The sequence below is a fragment of the Asaia sp. A2 genome, assembly GCF_057319415.1.
This window is the reverse complement of record NZ_JBXWTO010000006.1, coordinates 16,428-36,765: the sequence shown is the minus strand read 5'-3', so window position 1 is coordinate 36,765 and position 20,338 is coordinate 16,428. Positions and strand designations below refer to the sequence as shown.

Here is a 20,338-nt window from a genome sequence, read left to right as displayed (position 1 = left end):
CATCGATCATGCTGCGCGGGGTGGACGAACGTAAGCGTCACGCCGCCTTTCTCGAGGATTTGAAATGGCTATTACATCTGACCTTACCGCGAGCGGCGCAACGATTACCAGCTCAGGTGGCATCTATAACATTCTCAGCGGCGCGACACTGATTGTCCAGAATGCGGGATTTGTCACAAATGGTGCGGTGATCTCTGGCTTCGGTGACGGGCCAAATAACTCCAATGCCCTTCCTGGGCAGTCAGGTGGTACCAATTACCCGGCGCTGCTTGTTGCCTCTGCCGGCGGTATCGCATCGGGGTCGACGGCACTGTTTGGTGGCGTTGGCCTGGGGGTGTATGGCGGCACCATTGCGGGCGGTTCGGCTTATGATAGTGGTTCATTTGTCGCTGCGAATGGTGGGTATGTCAGCGGTGTGAGCATTGGGTCAAACGGCGGTGTGCTCGCGTCCACCATCTCTGGTGAGGGCGGAGGCATGGGCACTGTGCTGGATTCCCATGTGTATGCTGGCGGCTATGCAATGGCCGGTGGTGGTTTCACTATCAAAGGGCAAAAATTCGCAGGTTCGGGCGTTATCTCCAAGAGTCGCTTCGATGTTGGCTCCACTGAAATTCTTGTTTCAGGGGGCTCTGACGTTGGAAGTATCTTAGGTGGTACCCAGATCATCTCCTCCGGCGGCAGTGCGATGGCGAGCATTTTCAGCGCCGGAACTCAACTTATCTGGTCTGGTGGTTATGCAAGCGGATCGATCGCGTCCGCTGGTGGTCGCATTGAAGTCTATTCTGGCGGGACAGGGCTTGGGCTCCAGATTGGCTCGGCTGGTTCGCTGCATGTCAACAACGGTGCGGGCGTGAGTGGCGTTCAGGTGCTCGCTTATGGGGCAGTGACCGCAGAGCAGGGCGCTGTGATTTCGACAGCAGTGATCTCTGCCGGAGGTACGTTAACACTCAATTCCGGTGCGACGCTCGCAGGGGGTACGCTCACCAAGGCGCTTGGCGAAGGACAGGCGGGTGGCCTGCTGGTGCTTGAGTCTGGTGCCGTGTTGAGTGGTGCGATGCAGATGGGGTGGAAAAGCCGCCTTGATATCGACGGGTTGCTTTACACTTCCGGGGCAAAGATCACTGCTACTGGTAGTCGTGTCACAATTACGGATGCTGCAGGAAATGTTCTGTGGGTGGGCAACATATCCGGTACAAATGGTATTGGATACCATCTGGAGAGAGATCCTGTCGATGGTAGTATGGTGCTGGTTTACGATAACTGCTTCCTGAAAGGGACAATGATCCGGACAGACCGGGGCGAAGTTGCCGTCGAAGATATTGTTGTTGGTGATCGCGTGCTGGCCTTTGTTAATGGCAAGGAGGTTGCACGTGGGATTATCTGGACCGGGCATCGCGCCACGGTCGTGCGTCAGGGGCTGCCGGAAGACGAAGCCGGATATCCCGTGCGTATCAAACGCCACGCTCTGAGTGAAAATATCCCGCACAAGGACCTGCTTGTCACACCCGAGCACGCGATGTTCCTTGATGGCGCTTTCATCCCGGCCCGCATGCTGGTGAACGGGCGTAGCATCTTCTTTGATCGTACGATCACCCATTACGACTACTATCATATCGAGACAGACGTGCATTCGATTGTGTGGTCGGACGGGGCGCTCAGTGAAAGCTACCTCGATACGGGTGGTCGTAGTGCTTTCTCCATGAACAGCCCGACCATACGCCTGATGAATGTAGCCAGACGCGACTGGGCTTCTGATGCTGCGGCGCCGTTGAGAGTTGATCGCGCCTTCGTGGAGCCTGTTCATGTCCGCCTGGCGGAGCGCGCCCGCGGGCTGGATCTGGAATCCGTGGCATCAACCATACAGACGACCGACGATCCGGACCTCCGCCTTATCGACCCGACAGGGCGCGTTCATCGGGCGATCCGGACTGTAAACCGCTCACATGTGTTTATGGTCCCCGCGGATATCGAGGCTGTTCGTATCGTGTCGCGTGCAGCGCGGCCAGTTGATATGATTGGCCCATTCCTTGATGATCGCCGTTATCTCGGCGTGCTCGTTGGTAGAATTCAGGCATGGGAGGCCGGCGAGACGCGTTGCATCGATGCGCATTTGCAGTCTGACGATCTCGCAGGGTGGGCCAATCGTGAGCCAGGGGAATGCCGTTGGACCAGGGGCGATGCCGTGCTGCCTCTTGCAAATCTGCGTCCTGGTGTCATTGCGATGCTCTCTGTGGAGATACTGGCAGGGGGGCCGTACCCTCTGGTTGATGACGCTCCATCCACGGAATTGGCCGCCGGCTGATATTGGGGTAGGAAAAGACGGTATTGGGGGCAATCGCGCAGGTCCTTACTGTATCGATTGCTCCAGGCGTAAACCTCGGTCCTGATTTTACTTGCAAGACTGAGAGAAAACAAAAATTTACGATATTTTTACGAGTAAATTTGTGTTTTCCCACTGCGCTCAGGCACCGGTCATGCGATTCTTCAGAAAGATATTCCATCTTTTTCAAAGAGATAGCCGAGTTTCATCATTGTAGTTTGTATTTTGAAAATTTCCTATCAGAGTATACTATAATAATATCCGATACATCTCGATGTTGCGCGGCTATTTCTTCTATGTCAGAAAATAATTAGTTAACTAATTGTGAATGATTTCGCGGCGCGTTCCGTTTTTATTGCGTGTGCTCAAGATGTTTACGGAGTGTCTGCTCGTAGATATTGGAGCCCGGCGCATGCCCGAAACGTTCCTGGTGGGGAGGATGGTAGGTGGGTATTACTTCAGCAGGCATGAGTGGCAACGCGTCGATCATTACGGCAGGAGCGGGGTCATACAAGGTTCTCAGTGGCGCGACACTTATCACGACCGGCGCCGGGTGTTCGACATCGAATGTCTGGGTAGAAGGCTTTGGCCTTGGTGGAACGACCAATCCTGCCATGCTCATTGCTTCCGCTGCTGCGGTTGCCTATGGCGCTACGGCCGTGTCGGGTGGTGTGGTTCTGGCGGGTGGCCAGGGCAAGGTTGCCGGGGGGACTGCTTACGACAGTGGAGGCTTTGCCGCCATCAATGACGGTGTGGTCAGCGGCGCGACAATCGGCAATCTGGGTGGTGTGCTTGCCAGCAAGATGTCCGCTCACGGCGGCGCGGCTGGTCTGGTGGTTGATACTCATGTCCAGGCGGGCGGTGTTGGTCTGGCTGGTGGTGGTTTCACGCTCAAAGGGCAGTCATTCGTCGGGCCGGGCGTGATCTCTTCATGCAAGTTCGATATCGGATCGACCGAAGCGCTCGCCAGTGGGGGTACGGATATTGGCAGTATTTTAGGCGGTATTCAACTTGTCTCGGGTGGCGGCTCTGCGGTCAACACGCTGTTCAGTGCAGGCACGCAGCTTCTTGGTGCCGGTGCATGGGCAAGTGGGTGTATCGCCTCGGCGGGGGGACTTATCCACGTTGGTGGCGGTGCCCAGAGCATCGGCACGACACTTGGTGCTGGGGGAAGCCTCGTTGCTGATGCTTCTGCAAAAGTAAACAACCTGACCATTCAGGCTGCTGCCGCGGCAACGCTCCGGGCACAGGCCTATCTGACGAGTGCTTTTATTGCCGCAGGTGGAACGCTGAGGGTTGATTCGGGCGCGACACTCAACAGTGCTGTCATTTCAGGTATTGGGGCAGAGGGCGAAGGTCCGGGGGGCTTGCTGATTGTTGAATCCGGTGCCGTTCTAAAGGGGGTCACGATCGGCTGGAAAGGGCGTATCGATGTCGATACACTCAGCTGGACCGACGGTCAGCGTATTCTTTATGGCAATAATACGATCAGCATCATTGATGCTGCGGGTAATATTGTCTGGAGTGCGGATGTTCGCGGCACAAAGGGAAATGCTGCGACAGATTACCATCTTGAGCGGGATCCAGCTGATGGCAGTACGATCATCGTCTACGATAAATGTTTCCTGAAGGGCACCCTGATCAAGACTGATCGCGGTGAAATCGCGGTAGAGGATCTGTCCGTAGGCGACCGGGTGGCCGCCCTGGTTGATGGGGGGACCGAGTACCGCGAGGTTATATGGATGGGTCATCGCTCGACGATTGTACGCACGTGGCTTGATGACGACGAGGCGGGATATCCGGTGCGCATCCTCCGAAATGCGCTGGGTGAGAACGTGCCGAGCAAGGATCTCCTGGTCACACCTGAGCATGCCATGTATCTTAACGGAGCCTTCGTGCCAGCACGCATGCTCGTGAATGGCCGCAGTATTTTTTATGATCATTCAATTACGCATTTCGATTACTACCATATCGAGACAGATGCGCACTCGATCATATGGGCCGACAATGCCCTGAGCGAGAGCTATCTGGATACCGGCGATCGCAAGCGTTTTGCGCAGCCCGGAGCAGTTGTTCATCTCCTGAATGCGCCTGAAGCGACATGGGAAGGCGATGGTGCCGCGCCATTACGGGTCGATCGTGGTTTTGTTGAACCTCTGCATGCGTCACTGGCACATCGCGCAGCATCACTGAATCTTGGTTCGACCGTGCCGTTGCCGGAAGTGACAGAGGATCCCGACCTTCATCTGGTTGATGAGAAAGGGCGTATCATGCGCAAGATGCGTGTCGTCAATCGATCGAGTGTGTTCATGGTGCCTCCTGACGCCAGGCGCGTCAGACTGGTCTCACGCGTTTCGAGACCGGCTGATACCATAGGGCCGTTTCACGATGATCGCCGTCATCTCGGTGTGCTCGTGGGGGATATCCAGATATGGGAGTCTCACAGGACACGTCATCTCGCAGGTCATCTGACTGAGGAAAATCTTGATGGATGGTCGAATATCGAGGACGGTCGTCAACGCTGGACGACGGGTTCTGCAGTGATCGATCTGAGTGATCGGCAATCGGAAGCGGTCTGTATCGTGGCCGTTGAAGTCTTGGCAGGTGGGCCGTATCTCGCTCACGTCCCTGCCGAGCTTCATGAGGCTCAGGTGGGCTGAGTTTTACGTCTTTCATCGGCCCCTCTCTGAGCAGGGGATCCAGGGCGGCCATTACGGCCGCCCCGTTTGCGTTTGGGGATTGTTATCCATGTTCCATGTTATGGCTTTGCGTTATGCACGGCAAAATCCACAATCCCTGGCTTTTGACAGTCTCGCGCAGGACTGGACCTATGGCCAGCTGGAGCGGGACGTTACATGCGTAGTCCAGGCCTTCGTCAAGTTGAAAGACGCCAACCCGAGGCTTGTCGGTGTTCATTGCGGAAATCTCTATTGGCACTGGGTGTTTATTTTGTCGCTTGCGTCACTCGGTCTCGCGAGCGCATCGTTTCCGGAAAGTTCCGACCCTTCCTTTCTGCGCGATGTACAGTTGCTCGAACCGGATATCATGATCTCAATGGGGGGGCTGTCCCTCCAGGACGTGCAGGTTCTGGAGATCAACGAGAACTGGCTGGGGCGCGTTCGTCAGATCAAGGCCGAGTACTGTAATCACGCGATCGATCATGACGCCATTTGCCGCTACGCAATTGCTGCAGGAACAGATGCGGAAAGACAGGTGCTCGCCATGTCTTTTCGGCAAGCAGAGATGGCGATCATGCATATGGTGATGCAGGATCAGTCGCTGAGAGCTCTCGCAGCCGCGCAGCCGCATATCCTCTCCACGATTGGCGTGATTTCGCTTACTGGTTTTGTCGTGGGGTGCAGCGGGCTATGTAGCGGGTCCCCGCTCAATTTCGTGAACCACACCGATATTGGTATCCTCATTGCCAGAAGGATCCCGACGCTCGCTATCGTGACGCCCAGTCATCTTGCCCACATTCTCGAGGTGCTACCGCCGGGGATGAAACCGCTCGATACGCTCAGACTGATTGTTACGGGTGGTCGGCTCAACCACGTTTTGCGTGCCCGCGCGCTGGCTAGGCTCACGCCTCATGTCGTCTCTGCCTATGGGGCTGATGAGTGCGGTGCGCTGGCTTTCGGCCATGCGGCAGACCTTGTGACCGAGCATATGGTCGGGGTGGTTCTCCCGTGGGTGACGTTCCAGATTGTTGATGAGCGCAATGCCCCTGTTGCGCCGGGTCAGGAAGGGATTGTCCGTATCAGGAGTTCAGGGCTGCTCAACGGCTATGTCAGCGAGACATCGGGTCAATCGCGCCGGTTTTCTGATGACTGGTTCTACCCCGGCGATCGGGGGCAGATCAGCGAAGATGGCATGGTTTGTATCACCGGACGCGTTGATGATCTGGTATCGATCGGTGGTGAAAAATTCGATCTCGGTGTGATCGATGACATCGCGCGGGACCTTCTCGCTATCCCGGAGCTCGGCAGTTTCCTCTCTCTCGATGAAACCGGGCGTACGCGCATCAACATTGCGATGGCTTCCTCGTCAGGGTTTGATGCCGAGCGCCTCGCACAGGCGCTCAGGGCTTTTTATCCCACGCTGCCCCCCGTACGGGTGATGCCTGTCGATCATATTCCCTGGTCGCTGGATGGTCGTGTCGATCGCGAGCGGCTTTCAGGCGCCTTTCTGCGCTCCGAGAATGCACAAGTCTGATTGAAAGACGGGTCAATAGGGATGACCCGGGACGAAGCCCGCAGGGTGCGCAACCCTGCACGCTTGAAATGACAGGTAAGGTCCAGGTTACAATATGCAGCGCAACAAAAAATCTGATGTCGCCATCATCGGGATCGGATGCCGGCTGGCACCCAACATCACCAATGTTGACGAGCTCTGGTCATTTCTTTGCGCCGAGGGGGAAGCGGTTACCGACATCCCGGAGGAGCGCTGGAGCGTCAAACGCTTCTATGCCGAGGAAATCGAGTCCCCGTCGAAAACCTATATGCGCAGGGGGAGTTTTCTTAAGCGCAACATACATGAATTCGAACCGCTCTTTTTCGGAATTTCGCCACGTGAGGCACAGATCCTCGATCCCCAGCAGCGCTTGCTGCTTGAGGTGACATGGGAAGCCATGGAGACGGCGCGTATCTTGCCGTCTCGTCTGTCCGGTCACAAGACGGGTGTGTTCATCGGCATTTTTGCAATTGATGCCCATGCTCACACATCGAGCCCCTATAATCTGCCGACCGTGCGTGATCATTTTGCGGCCACCGCCACGCCCTCAACCATGCTCTCTGCCCGTCTGGCACATGTGTTCGATTTCCAGGGACCATGCATGTCGATCGACACCGCATGTTCGTCATCCCTTGTGGCCCTGCACCAGGCCTGCCGTGCCTTGAATGAGGGCGATATCGATGTCGCCATCAGCGGCGGTGTCAGCCTTATGGGATGCCCCCAGACGTCGATCTTCATGTCAAAGGGGCATTTCATCGCGCGTGACGGTCGCTCGAAAAGCTTCGATGCCGCAGCCGATGGTTATGGTCGTGGCGAAGGCAGCGTGGTGTTCATTCTCAAGCGTCTGGAAGACGCCGAGCGCGATGGCGATACAATTCATGCTATCGTGGGCGCAACCGGCGTCAATTCGGATGGACGCACGCAGTTTCTGACGTCGCCCGATGCTGGCGCGCAGTCGCGTCTCATGACCGAAGTTCTGGAACGCGCCGACGTCGATCCGCGCGACGTGGCCTATGTCGAGACGCATGGCACCGGAACGCCGGCAGGTGATCCGATCGAGACCTACGCGCTGTCGCAATCCATTGCGCGTTTCAAGGACGAGAAACTCGTTATCGGTGCGGTCAAGGCCAATCTTGGTCATACCGAAGCAGCAGCCGGTGCGCTTGGTACGCTCAAGGCGGCACTCTGCCTGCGTCATCAGGCGGTACCACCCCAGCCGGGGCTCAAGACGATCAACCCCTCGATCCATCTGGACGAGTGGAATCTGGAGATCCCGCGCGGCTCGACACGATCGCTGGGTGAGGGGAAGATCGCGCGTTTTGCAGGCGTCAACTCGTTTGGTTACGGTGGTACCAACGCCATTGCGGTCCTGCGTCGCCCCGATGACAAGGCCCCCGTTCGCAGCGGGCACAAGGCTGCCCGTCGCATCAACGGCAAGATTCCGTTCCTGCTCACAGCGTTCTCCAAGACCTCGCTACCGCTCATGGCAGCAGCCTATCGCGAGCGTCTCGATGGTGAGGCACAGCCTGCTCTGGGCGATCTCGCTTTCAGTCTCGCCACGTCACGCACCCTGTTCCGTCATCGCCTGCTTGTCATGGCGCGTGACGAACAGGAACTGGCGGACAGGCTTGATGCCTATCTGAAGGACCAGCGCGAGGAAGGGATGTTCCAGGCAACGGTCGAGGCAGAGTCCGGCCGTGGCATGGTGTTTGTCTATTCCGGCGTCGGCCCGCAATGGTGGGGTATGGGTCGTTATCTGCTGCGTGAGGCGCCGCAGGCTGTTCTGGACAAGGCGCACGCATGTGACGCCTTGTTCAAGGCGTTGTCAGGTTATTCGATCTGCGATGAAATCCTGCGTGAGGAAGCCGATAGTCGTATCGACAACACGGCCATTCTCCAGCCCGCCATTTTCCTGATCCAGGTTCTCGTCACCGAATATCTGGCCTTGCAGGGTATTCTGCCGGATGCCGTGGTTGGTCACAGCATGGGCGAGGTTGCTGCCGCCTATGTCTCTGGCGGCCTCAGCCTGGAAGACGCCGTCACCGTTATTTATTACCGCAGTAACCTTCAGGGTACGCTCGACGGCACAGGCCGCATGCTTGCTGTGGGCCTCTCCGCAGAAGCGGCAGCCGAGCTGATAGCGGCTGAAGCACTGGAACTCTGCGTGGCTGCTGTCAACGCACCGACCACCTGCACGCTTGCAGGGCCGGAGGAGGCGATACGCCATCTGGCCGCGCATCTCACGCAAAAGGGTCTTTTCAACCGCGTTCTGAATGTGGATGTTCCCTTCCATAGCGCCGTGATGGACCGGATCGAGGGGGATCTCAAAAAGGCTCTCTCAGGGCTCGCACCGGGTGCGGCATCGACGCCATTTTATTCGACAGTTTACGGCAAGCGTGCCGATGACGACCACCGGGCAGATTCTGGCTACTGGTTCAGCAATGCCAGACAGCCCGTCCTTTTTGCCTCCGCTATCGAAGCCTGTCTGGCCGATGGCTTCACGCAGTTTGTCGAGATCGGACCGCACCCGGTCATTGGGCGGGCGCTGAAATCTGTCGCGGACAAGCAGCAGGCCAAGCTCAGTGTCATCAGCACCCTCAACCGGCAGGAAAGCGAGGCAAAATGCCTTGAGAAAGCCGTTGCCAATATCATCCTGCATACGGCGCGCCTCGATTGGGCAGCCATTACAGGGGGGACGCTGATCGACCTGCCGACCTATCGTTGGTCACGCGAGGTTTTCCATGCGGAAAATGAGCGCGAGCGACGGTTCCGCCTGGGCGGCACGGGCCATCCGCTGATCGGCTTTGGTGCCATGACACCGGGGAAATCCTGGGTTGTTGATCTTACCGAACTGGGCGTGCCCTGGCTCAAGGATCACTGCATCGACAATGTTGTGCTTCTGCCTGCCGCGGGATTCATCGAGTCCGCTCTGGCGGTCGGTCACGAGATCGAGGGTCAGACAGGTGTCGTGCTCGAAAACCTCGAGATCCTGGCGCCGCTGGTGGTGCAGTCGGGCGATAACCCGATCCTTTATCTCGATTACGACGAAAGCCGCCGTACGCTTCGCTTCCACAGCGCCAAGGAAGAATTCTCTGAAATGTGGATCGACCACGGCAAGGTCGATATCCTCTCCGCAGCGCCGTGGCCCATGCCGGTCATCGACCGTGCGATGGTCGAGCAGGCGCTCGAGCAGGGCGTGGATGGGGCCGGGCTTTATGAAAAGATCCGCAATCACGGCTTCCATTACGGGCCGCGTTTCCAGACCCTGCAGCGCCTTGCTGTGCAGGAGCGGGTGGCCTATGCGCGTATCGGCCTGACTGAAGACGAACTGGGTTCGGCAGAAACCTATTATCTGCATCCGGCCCTGCTTGATGGCGCGATGCATGCGCTGATCGGGCTCGTCCCCGAGAGCTTCTCTGATCATATGTATGTACCAGTCGGCTTTGATCGTCTGAGCTGCTTCGGCATGGGCACGACCGAGGTGCTGGCGCGGGTCGAGATCACGGCGATCACCAAGAGCCAGATCGTGGCCTCACTGCGCCTTTACTCCACGACCGGTATGCCGGTCGCCGAGGTCAAGGGCATGCGCCTTGCCGAAGTGCCGCGCATTCACAAGGAGGCCGCTACACGCGTCGAGACGCAGGAATATTACACCAAATGGATCGAGTCCGAGGCGTCGATCCTGTTTGCCGAGCCCAAGACCGTGCTCCTCGTCGGGCACAAGAGCACGGCACAGAAGAAGCTCTGCGCCTTGTTCGAGGAAAATGGTGTGACGGTTCTCTCGACGCCGCGCAGCGGAGAGATCACGCCCCAGACAATCGGGCTTGAGGCGGGCCTTACGCTGGATGCCATCATCTACATGGCAGGCCCGACCCCCGACGCGGATTTCGAAAAGCTCGTCGGACAGATTGATGACATGGTGACATTTGGCACCCGTCTTCTGATGGAGGGGCAGGACAAGCAGCCGAAATTCATCTGCGTTTCTGAAAACGCAATCTTCTTCGATCCGGAAGATGTGCTGGCCCACAAGGCCAAGGTGCATCCGGATGGGGCCGCGCTGGTCGGGTTCTTCAAGGGACTGGTCGATGAGCGCCCCGACCTTCAGGGCAAGGTCGTCGATGTCGATACACTGGCCGGTCATGAGGCGCTGACGGCGCTCGCGGCTGAAATCCTGCACGAGGATAACGAGGCTGAAGTCGCCCTGCGCGAAGGACGCCGTTTCACGCCGCGTTTCATGCCTGTCGAAGGGCAGCCTGATCGCCCGCTTGCGCAGCTTCCCGGTACGCCGGGCATCAAGCTGCAAAAGAGCCGTACGGGCACGCTCGATGGCCTGTATTACAAGGCTTTCGATGTCCGCCCACCGGGACGTGGCGAGATTACCATTCGCGTGCTGGCCACATCGCTGAACTTCAAGGACATGCTCAAGGGCATTTCGGTCCTGCCCGACAAGTTCCTGCTTGATACCTATCACACCACCGAAATGGGCATGGAGTGCTGCTTTGAGGTTGTGGCCGTTGGCAAGGGCGTCAAGAATTTCGAGGTGGGCAAGCGTTATCTGACCTGTCATCCGGGGTGCTTCACCTCGCATATGACACTGCCGGTCAAGGGCTTCCGCGTGATGGCGCTCGACCTGTTCGAGACGGCCGGTCGCCCCCTGACTGTTGCCGAGGCAACGGGTCTGCCGATTGCCATTGCGACAGCGCTTTACTGTCTGCACGACCTTGCGCGCCTCAAGAAGAACGAGATCGTCCTGATCCATTCGGCGGCAGGCGGTGTGGGTCTTGCTGCGATCGAAATTGCCAAGATTATTGGCGCACGCATCTTTGCAACGGCCAGCAGTGACGAGAAACGCCAGATCCTGCTCGATCGGGGCTGTGAAGCTGTGTGGGATTCCCGCAGCCTCGCCTTCTATGACGGTATTCTGGAAGTAACCGGTGGTCAGGGCGTCGATGTTGTCCTGAACAGTTCCCCCGGTGAAATTCAGGCTCATAGCCTTGCGCTGCTGTGCAATACCGGTCGCTTTGTCGAAATCGGCAAGAAGGATATCTGGGAAAAGCGCGATCTGTCACAGTTCAGCTTCAACGGCAACGTGTCTTTCCACGCCTTTGATCTTGACCTGATGATGGCGCGTGATCACCGCAAGGCGGTGTCGATCTTCGACCGGATTCCCTATCTGTCACGCAAGTTCGACACGGTCATTCTGCCGCACAAGGTCTATCCCGCTTCCGAAGTGCGCGATGCCTTCAAGTTCATGTCGTCCTCCAGGCATATCGGCAAGATTCTTGTGTCGTATGAGGACCTGACGAATGTGCGCGCGCAGCGTCAACCGGTTCGGCCTGTCGATCCGGCGGCTGCCTATCTGGTGACAGGGGGGCAGGGCGGCCTTGGTCTCGCTACGGCGGCCTGGCTGGCGGCCAGTGGTGCACGGCATCTGCATCTGATGGGGCGCAGCGTACGCCGTGACAAGGAAACGCTCGACAAGATCAAGGCTCTGAAAAAGGCCGGTGCCCGCGTTATGCTGCATTATGGCGATGTCAGCGTTTACGAGGATGTGGCCCGTATCAAATCGGCCATTCTCGAGACGGGTATCCCGCTCAAGGGTGTGTTCCACGCCGCAGGTATTCTCGATGACCGACTGATTTCAAAATACTCGGAAGAGAGCCTGCGCAATGTGCTCAAACCCAAGGTACTGGGCGGGCACCATCTGGACGTGCTGACACGCGACTGCCCGCTGGATTACTTCGTGCTCTATTCCTCCATTGTGACGGTCACGGGTAATATCGGGCAGAGCAGCTATCTCGCGGCCAATGCCTATCTCGATGCGCTGGCCAGCGCCCGCCGCAAGGCAGGTTTCCCTGCGGTTTCTGTCCAGTGGGGCCCGATTGCCGAGGTTGGCATGCTGGCCCAGGAAGGCAGTGTCGTGCAGTTCTTCGAGAATGCAGGGTTCCGTCTGCTCGAAAGCAACGAGGCGCTATCGCTGCTACCCACACTCATTAATCGTGACCGCGATACCGTAGCGGCCATGGCGATCGATTGGGAGACATGCTTTGGTCAGCATGGCGCGATCGAGCGTAATCCCAAATTCGCTCTTATCCGGCGTGAGAAAAGCATCAAGAACACCTCGGCGCAGAAGCTGGCTCATCTCCAGAGTCTGTCACCTGAGGAGCGTTACGAGTTCGTGCTGGACAACGTGAAATCGATCCTGGGGAATGTTCTCAAGCTCGAACCAGACAGCATCGATCCGGGCGCACGGCCAAACGAGCTGGGCGTCGATTCACTGGCTGGTGTGGAAATCCAGACGGCGATCAAGACAGAATTCAATGTCGAGATCTCTCTGCTTGTCCTGTCGCGCAATGAACCGATACGCGAAATTGCGCGTAACGTGCTGCGTCAGATCAGTCTGAATATGGCGTCTGCCTGAGGCGGGACGGCATCGGGAGGGTTTGATAAAAAGGCTGGTGGACGAGAGTCCACCAGCCTTTTTTGATGTCTGACCGTATGAGGGCAGGGCGCTACACTATTCGTTTTCCATCGTTTCGCCCGGAAGCTCGTCCGGCTCTGCCCACGCAATGGCGCCCACGATCACGCTGGACCCAATGACAAAAAGCTGTGCCGACAGCGGAAGGCCGAGATTGCGCCCGAATACCGGGACAAGCTTGCCTGCAAGCCCCTGCCCAAGCGAGCCAATGGCATAGCTCAGCCCCATGCCGAAACTGCGCGTGTCTGAAGGAAAGCGCTTGGCGAGATAATGCGGCACAAGGGCAAAGACGCCCGAGGCAGCTAGCCCCATGATCACGGCCGATACCAGTAGAACCGGATAGGTCTCCGCACTGAGGAAAGGATAGATTGTAAGGATCACCACAAGCAGTGTGCCGATAATCACGCGCAGATCGCCGAAGCGGCTGGCCAGCGCCCCGCAGGACAGCTTGCCCACCAGCGAGCCGATACAGAAACAGCCGATGGGCCAGAAAACGAGCGCCGGCGTCAGGTGATGGACATTGCGCAGGATCGTCGGATAAAGGCTGTAGATGGCGGCCTTCTGAAACTCCAGAAACGACATGAGCGCAATGGCCTGCACGGCCGCCAGCGTCAGGATGAATTTGGCCTTGGGCTGGGGTGCGGCACCATTGAGCCCCTTCTGGCGCTCCTGCTTGAGCGTCCATACCGGGCTTTCCTGAACGCCCCACCGTATGAAGAGGGCGAGCACGGCGGGCGCCAGCCCGATAAAGAACAGCAGGCGCCACGAGTAATGCGGCAGAATGACCGCCTGGGCTGCGGTCGCAGCCAGAAACCCGAGTTCGTAACCCGACATCATGATGGCAGAGGCCATGGCGCGGCTCTTGCCTGGCACGCTTTCCATCAGGAGTGCGGCAGACGCCGTCCATTCGCCGCCAAAGCCAATGCCGAAAAGGAACTGGATGACAATCAGGCTGATGAGGCTATGAGAGAATCCTGTGGCCGCGGAAAACACGCCAAACCAAAGCACACCCAGCAGAAACGCCAGACGGCGCCCGTAGCGGTCTGCCAGCCATCCCCACCCGGTATTGCCAACGGCACGCCCGATGCTTTGCGCCAGAAGTACCGTGCCCATGGCGCTGATGGTGACCCCGAAATCATGGGAGATGTCAGGCAGGGTGAGCAGCAGCGCTGTCTGGTCGAAGGCGTCGAGAAACCAGCCGAGGAAGGCGGCAAAGGTGACGCGCCAGAAGGGTTTGAGCGCGACCAGCGGGGGGTAAGTGAGGATCTGGGACAGGTAGGATTGGCGGGCGGAGGCCGACATGGTCTCGTCCTTGAAATAGGGGGCAGGTAAGAAGCGGGAAAACTGGAAGAGGAGGTAGAATCGGCTAACAGCGAAACGGTTCCTTCCATACTGAAACTCAATGTGACGGAAGGCAGCTTAACAGGTAGTTCTGATTGAGGACTGTTTCACTCCTCATTCTGCCCTGATAGAGCTTGGGAATCGAGTCCCGTTTCATAGGCTGAGGGTATTGTATCGTTATGAAAGATCACGATTTAGCCCAAGACCGTGATCATAGCGTTAAGGCCATATTATCGTTCTCGCTCTAGCATCGGGATAGTCACCCTGATCGCGAGGAGCTACGCCGCGTTGCCACCACATAGCAGCCTGATGAAAGATCATGCTTTAACAGGATTTATCAGCCCCGTGCTGTGTGATGTGGCTTCTGAAGAGCGCCCACGCGCGGCGGTAACGGAGGTGGATTCGTGTCAGTCCCTACCGGCTCTTGCGACTTTCATGCTTCCCGATCAGGCGTTGCAGGTGTTTGATCAGACGGGTGTCCATGTTTCCTGTGTAACCCTGTCGAATATGATGCTCCCCGGTATGAACGAACCCGGTGGGTGTAAGTCATCAATGACGTCGCCAGGCCTGGCCTCTTCCTCTGGAGGAGACACAGCTTCTGGTGCAGTGCCGTTCTGGGCAGAAGGGGCAGCGTCGGAAGGTAATAAATGCCGAGCCCGGCCCGGCTCGCTTACAAGTCAGGGAGCAAGAGCAAGAGCAGGGAACGAGCGGTCCGATTTGCGGTGGATGGGCCGATATGGTCGTGTAAAGGGGCATATCAGGCTTATTGGGTGGGACGTCACGTCATGCTCGGCGCAGGGGATTCGTCGCACAGCTTGCAAGAGACATGAAGTTATTAACGATGATATCGTTATGTTGCGTGAAATCTGTCGTCGCATGGTCCCTCTCGAAGGGCGCTACCTGGTCAGCATGACTCTGTCGGCTCATACTGTGCCGCATGAAAATTTCGTGCGAGCCATGCGCGACGTTTTTCTGGAGACCGGCCTTCCTCCGCAGGTCCTTCGACTTCTCCTTGATGAACGCCGGCTTTCTTTTGCCGGGCATGAGGAGGCACTTTGTCTCGCGACACTGGTCGATTGGGGGGTAGAACTGTGGATCGAGCGTTTCGGGCAGGGGGTATCCAGTCTAAGCCTGTTACGCGAGCGCGCTAAATCGGGACTGATTGCCGGGGTGAGCCTGGAAGCCGGTCTGGTATCAGCGCCATCTGGACTTTGGCGCACAGCTCATCAAAGGCGGGAACAGGCCGAGGAAAGACTCGACCCGGTTGCGGCGAAATTCTTTTCTGCCTCGTGCGGGGCCTTGCAGGCACTTGGAATCAGGACTCATTTCGGCCGGATCACCAGTTCTGCTCAATATGGTTACGCCCTGGCCGCGGGATTTGACGAGATGACCGGTTCTTGCCCCGAGCTTGACGGCATTGCGATGGAAGCAGAGCCGCTCTGCGTGTGAAGCGGGACTGGACGCAACGCCCTTCCTGTTACAGGTTTGCCCCAGGCGCGCCACAGGCGAGCCCAAACCCATGACGTGAGTTTAACTTGCCCTGCAACGCGGTTGGCTGTTCTGCGCTATGGTTCGACAAGAGGGAAGAACGAGATGGCGCAAGTGGATACAGTCTATGACAAGTATTTCCAGACAGCTCTGGACGGTCTGAAGGCCGATGGTAGCTACAGGCATTTTGCCGAACTCGAGCGTCACGCTGGTCAGTTCCCCCACGCCTATCATCATGGCCTGAAGCGCGATATCACCGTCTGGTGCTCCAATGACTATCTTGGCATGGGCCAGCATCCGGATGTGCTCAAGGCAATGCATGAGAGTCTTGCCCGAAGCGGTGCCGGTGCAGGTGGCACACGTAATATTTCGGGCACCAACCATGAGCACGTTGCGCTGGAGAAGGAACTTGCGGCCCTCCACGGCAAGGAAGCGGCGCTGCTGTTCAATTCAGGCTATCTTTCCAACTGGGCCACGCTGGGCACGATTGCGGCGCGGCTCAAGGGCTGCGTTGTGCTTTCTGACGCCGCCAATCATGCGTCAATGATCGAGGGCATACGCCACTCACGCGCCGAAAAGATGATCTTCCGTCATAATGACGTTGAGGATCTTGAGGCAAAACTCAAGGCGATCCCGCTTGAGACACCGAAAATTGTCGCCTTTGAGTCGGTCTATTCGATGGATGGCGATATCGCCCCGATCGAGGCAATCTGCGACCTTGCCGATCGTTACAACGCCCTGACCTATCTGGATGAGGTTCATGCGGTTGGCCTTTATGGTCATCAGGGTGGTGGCGTCGCCGAGGAACGCGGTCTGGCACATCGTCTGTCGGTGATTGAGGGAACCTTGGGGAAGGGCTTTGGCGTGGTCGGTGGTTATATTACCGGCAGTGCCGCACTGTGCGATTTCGTCCGCTCTTTCGCCTCGGGTTTCATATTCTCGACGGCACTCCCGCCGATGATCGCAGCAGGGGCGCTGGCGAGTATCCGGCATTTGCGTCACAGCCAGAGCGAGCGGGCGGCGCATCGTCAGGCAGTGGCATGGCTGCGCGAAAGCCTCGACCATGCCGGTATCCCCCATCTGGACAACCCATCGCATATCGTGCCGGTCATGGTGGGCGATGCGACCCAGTGCCGTGCGCTTTCTGACGCCTTGCTTCAACGCTTTGGTCATTATATCCAGCCGATAAACTACCCGACCGTCCCACGGGGCACCGAGCGCCTGCGCATTACACCGGGGCCTTTGCACAGCAAGGAAGATATCGCCTCCCTTGTCAGCGCTCTGGCTGCACTGTGGCGCGAGCATCGTCTGGCCAACGCGGCCTGACGAGCGGGTCATCAGGGCATCTCACCGAACGTGCTTGACGTGCTGACCTGATGAGCATCGGCCAGAGGTTGTCATTGCGGTGCGACCTGTGGGGCCCCCTGACGGGTTTACCCACCACCCGTTGTCCATCGCTTACGCGTCGGCTGCGGATTACTGTATGATCCGGCGGCACGCAGGCGAGACGGCAGATCACACAGGCTGAGCCGCCTGTCTCACCATACTGCCTCATTCAGGCTTGTTTGGCCGTTGCAGCTGGTCGAGTTTCATTTTCCTTCTTGTTCGCGAGGATATTCCTGATGCTGTCCCTTTCGCGAGCGCCCAGATCGGGCGCCACGTTCCTGACACTCGAGAACAGGGATCCCGCGCGACGAACCTCCTTGCTGGTATTGTTTGTTTGTTTGATTGTGGGGGGCTTCTCCCTGCAATCGGGCCGTGCGCTTGCCCAGACGCCCTCTGGCACCTCAATGCCGGATGCGCCGCGCATCTCGGCCGATCAGGCGCGACAACTGGCATCGGTGCTCAACAACGAGGCAAAGCGACGCGAATTCCTGACCACGCTGCAAAATCTCAGTCAGGCACAGCAAGTCGCGAGCCCGTCCAATACGAGCGAGAAGGCGGGGCCCAAGCTCAAGCCCGATGGGCTGGGGGCTGAATTGCTTGGCAGCGCTTCTGACTGGACTCACGCAGCGAGCGTACAGGCGCATACGCTTTTGCGTACGGTCGTGGATGTGCGCGCCATAGCACCGTGGTGGCGTCACATGCGCAACGATCCGGCTGCCCGCCAGGAATCGCTTAAGCTGCTGCTGCGTGCCTTGATTCTGGCTGGCGTGAGTACCTGCCTGTTCTATGCGCTGCGTTTCCTTCTTCGCGGCGTGCGTAATCGGGTGGAGGCTCTGGCGCGCATCAAGGGACGTTCAGCGCTGGCGCGTGAGATTGACGATCGCCAGGCGGCGGAACAGGCTGCGGACGACGCAGTGAGAGAAGATAAGATTTCTGACGGTGAGGGGGCATCGGCCACCGAGCTACCTTTTCCGAAGGAGGCCTCGTCTGACGCGCAGGACCATGGTGATGCGTATCAGCAGGCGGCAGACGAGACGTTGTATAACAAGCCTGACGCCCGGACCGATCATGCAGAGGATTTGGCTGGTGGAAAGACACCGCAGTCCGATAGTCAGGATCGGGAACGTCTGTCGCGTCTGCGTCATCAGGGCGCACTTGCCCGGCTGACGCTGGTTCTCAAGCGGCTTCCCTACAGTTTCATGTGCCTGTTGCTCGACTGCCTTCCGGTTCTGGTCGTGCCGTTCATCGCCCTGCTGATCATTATTGCCGATCCGGCGGCCGATGAGTTCACAACCGCACTCTTGCGCGCACTCAGCCTGACAGCCTTGGTGGGCGGGGGGCTTATCATCGCCATACGCACCATTCTTGCGCCTGGCCGCCCTTGGCTGCGCCTTGCCCTACTGTCGGAGTCGGCCGCCAGCTTCCTGTTTGACTGGTTGCGTCTGCTGATTCTGACGACAGGAATTTCCGCGGCTGCGCTCGAGACGCTCGATGATTGTGGGTTGCCCGATCGGGTCATTGAAGCGCTGCTCAAGATCCTGACACTCGTGCTGCATCTGATGGTCGCCGTCATGATCATTCGCAGTCGCCCCAAGGTCATGCGTTTTTGCGAGCGCAGGGAACGGCGTGGTTTTGGCGCCAGCATGTTGCACCTCTTCGGCCGCACCTGGTGGGTGGTCGCGCTCTTCTTCGATATGGGCCTCTGGCTTGTCTGGGCGGCGGAAATCCATCACGGCTACGCGGCAATCTGGAAGCTCTTTCTGCGCAGTGCTATGGCGCTGGTGGTCATGCGCTGCGTCAGCATCGTGTTGTTTGGGCTGCTGGAGCGCGTGTTCCGCTCGGCCCCTGGCTGGGTCACGTTGAGCGAGGATGCACAGACACGCTTCAGCCGCTATTACGCCCCGGCACAGCGGGTCACGTCTGTCATCATCATCGCACTGACCGTTCTTGCTTTGGCTAGCGCCTGGGGCGCGCCTATCAAGGCCCTGTTTGGCGCTGGTGGTCTTGGCTATCGTCTGGCCTCGTCATCCATGACCGTGCTCATCGCCTGCCTTCTCGGGGTTGTGGTCTGGGAGGCGAGCAACATCGTGCTCGAGCGCTATGCCCGCAAGGTGGGCGGCCTTGATGACGGTGCGGCAAGGGTGGCGCGTGTGCGCACATTGCAGCCCATGATCCGTATCGTCCTCATGGTCATTCTGGTGGCCGTCATCGGGCTGACGGTGCTGAGCGAGATCGGCGTGAATGTCGCCCCGCTTCTGGCAGGCGCCTCGATCTTCGGTGTCGCGCTGGGTTTCGGCTCGCAGAAGCTGGTACAGGATTTCATCAACGGGATTTTCCTGCTCATGGAAAACGCCCTCACGGTTGGCGATGCCGTCACGCTTAACGGTACCTATGGCGTGGTCGAGCATCTCTCGCTGCGCACGGTTCATGTGCGTGCCAATGATGGCTCCATGAACATCTTTCCGTTCAGCTCGCTTGGTCAGATCATCAATTACAACCGCGATTTTGCCCGTGCCATCATCGTGGCTGAAGTCGGGTATGAGACGGATACCGATGAGGTCGTGCAGGTCATCAATGATATCACGGCCGAGATGCGGGCCGATGAAAATTTCAAGGCCCTGATCATCGACGACTTTCAGATGTGGGGTGTGGACGCGCTCAATCAGACCTCTGTCACCGTGCGCGGTACGTTGCCCACAATCACCTCCGGGCGCTGGCCTGTTCAGCGCGAATTCTATCGCCGCCTGAAAAAGACGTTCGAGGCGCGTCATATCCATCTCCCTTATCCAACGCGCTATGTAGAGGTTACGGGGCTGGCAGGTATGGGAAGCAGCGATGGGTCAGAGCGCGACCGGCAATCAGCTGAAGATGGTGCCACAGCGCGAGAGGGACGCGTCCCATCCTCCCGACCCGAATGACAGGTTGTGCGGCCTCAGGGAGGCTCGTAGTTGCCTTGAGGCCAGGCGGCCCGTGCCGCATGATGGGCGCTGAGACGTTACGCTGTAACGACGGGGCAGTGTGAAGATGGGCGCAAAAGCGCCTTGCCGCAGGGGCTTTGTCGCAGGGGCTTTTTCGCAAGGAATCTGGCCGCTCCA

General features: G+C 58.2%; 8 protein-coding genes. 7 read left to right on the top strand and 1 reads right to left on the bottom strand.

Features of this window, described 5'->3' with window-relative positions:
* Positions 1 to 64: 64 nt before the first annotated feature.
* The 4 genes from ACWNRM_RS06635 to ACWNRM_RS06620 all read left to right on the top strand — a co-directional run bounded on the left by ACWNRM_RS06635 (position 65) and on the right by ACWNRM_RS06620 (position 12,971).
* Positions 65 to 2,302, top strand: a complete 2,238-nt coding sequence (locus ACWNRM_RS06635) for a Hint domain-containing protein (protein WP_485170180.1) — start codon at positions 65 to 67, stop codon at positions 2,300 to 2,302.
* A gap of 464 nt (positions 2,303 to 2,766) precedes the next feature.
* Positions 2,767 to 4,980 carry a Hint domain-containing protein gene (locus ACWNRM_RS06630; RefSeq protein ID WP_485170181.1) on the top strand — a complete coding sequence of 738 codons (2,214 nt, stop codon included), beginning with the start codon at positions 2,767 to 2,769 and terminating at the stop codon, positions 4,978 to 4,980.
* Between the two features lie 88 nt (positions 4,981 to 5,068).
* The gene (locus ACWNRM_RS06625) at positions 5,069 to 6,532 is read left to right on the top strand and encodes an AMP-binding protein (RefSeq protein WP_485170182.1); all 1,464 of its coding nucleotides are present in this window, start codon (positions 5,069 to 5,071) and stop codon (positions 6,530 to 6,532) included.
* A 94-nt stretch (positions 6,533 to 6,626) separates the two neighbouring features.
* Positions 6,627 to 12,971 carry a type I polyketide synthase gene (locus tag ACWNRM_RS06620; protein WP_485170183.1) on the top strand — a complete coding sequence of 2,115 codons (6,345 nt, stop codon included), beginning with the start codon at positions 6,627 to 6,629 and terminating at the stop codon, positions 12,969 to 12,971.
* 96 nt (positions 12,972 to 13,067) lie between these two features.
* Here ACWNRM_RS06620 and ACWNRM_RS06615 read toward each other — a convergent pair whose 3' ends face one another.
* Positions 13,068 to 14,330: an MFS transporter gene (locus tag ACWNRM_RS06615; protein ID WP_051395935.1), complete on the bottom strand. Its 1,263-nt coding sequence runs from the start codon at positions 14,328 to 14,330 to the stop codon at positions 13,068 to 13,070.
* A gap of 915 nt (positions 14,331 to 15,245) precedes the next feature.
* Here ACWNRM_RS06615 and ACWNRM_RS06610 point away from each other — a divergent pair.
* The 3 genes from ACWNRM_RS06610 to ACWNRM_RS06600 all read left to right on the top strand — a co-directional run bounded on the left by ACWNRM_RS06610 (position 15,246) and on the right by ACWNRM_RS06600 (position 20,161).
* Positions 15,246 to 15,818 carry a hypothetical protein gene (locus tag ACWNRM_RS06610; protein ID WP_485170184.1) on the top strand — a complete coding sequence of 191 codons (573 nt, stop codon included), beginning with the start codon at positions 15,246 to 15,248 and terminating at the stop codon, positions 15,816 to 15,818.
* A 144-nt stretch (positions 15,819 to 15,962) separates the two neighbouring features.
* Positions 15,963 to 17,183 (top strand): 5-aminolevulinate synthase, encoded by a 1,221-nt coding sequence (gene hemA, locus ACWNRM_RS06605; protein ID WP_485170185.1) that lies wholly within the window; start codon positions 15,963 to 15,965, stop codon positions 17,181 to 17,183.
* Positions 17,184 to 17,479: 296 nt separating this feature from the next.
* Positions 17,480 to 20,161, top strand: coding sequence for a mechanosensitive ion channel family protein (locus ACWNRM_RS06600; protein ID WP_485172179.1), 2,682 nt, complete (start codon positions 17,480 to 17,482; stop codon positions 20,159 to 20,161).
* Positions 20,162 to 20,338: the final 177 nt, after the last annotated feature.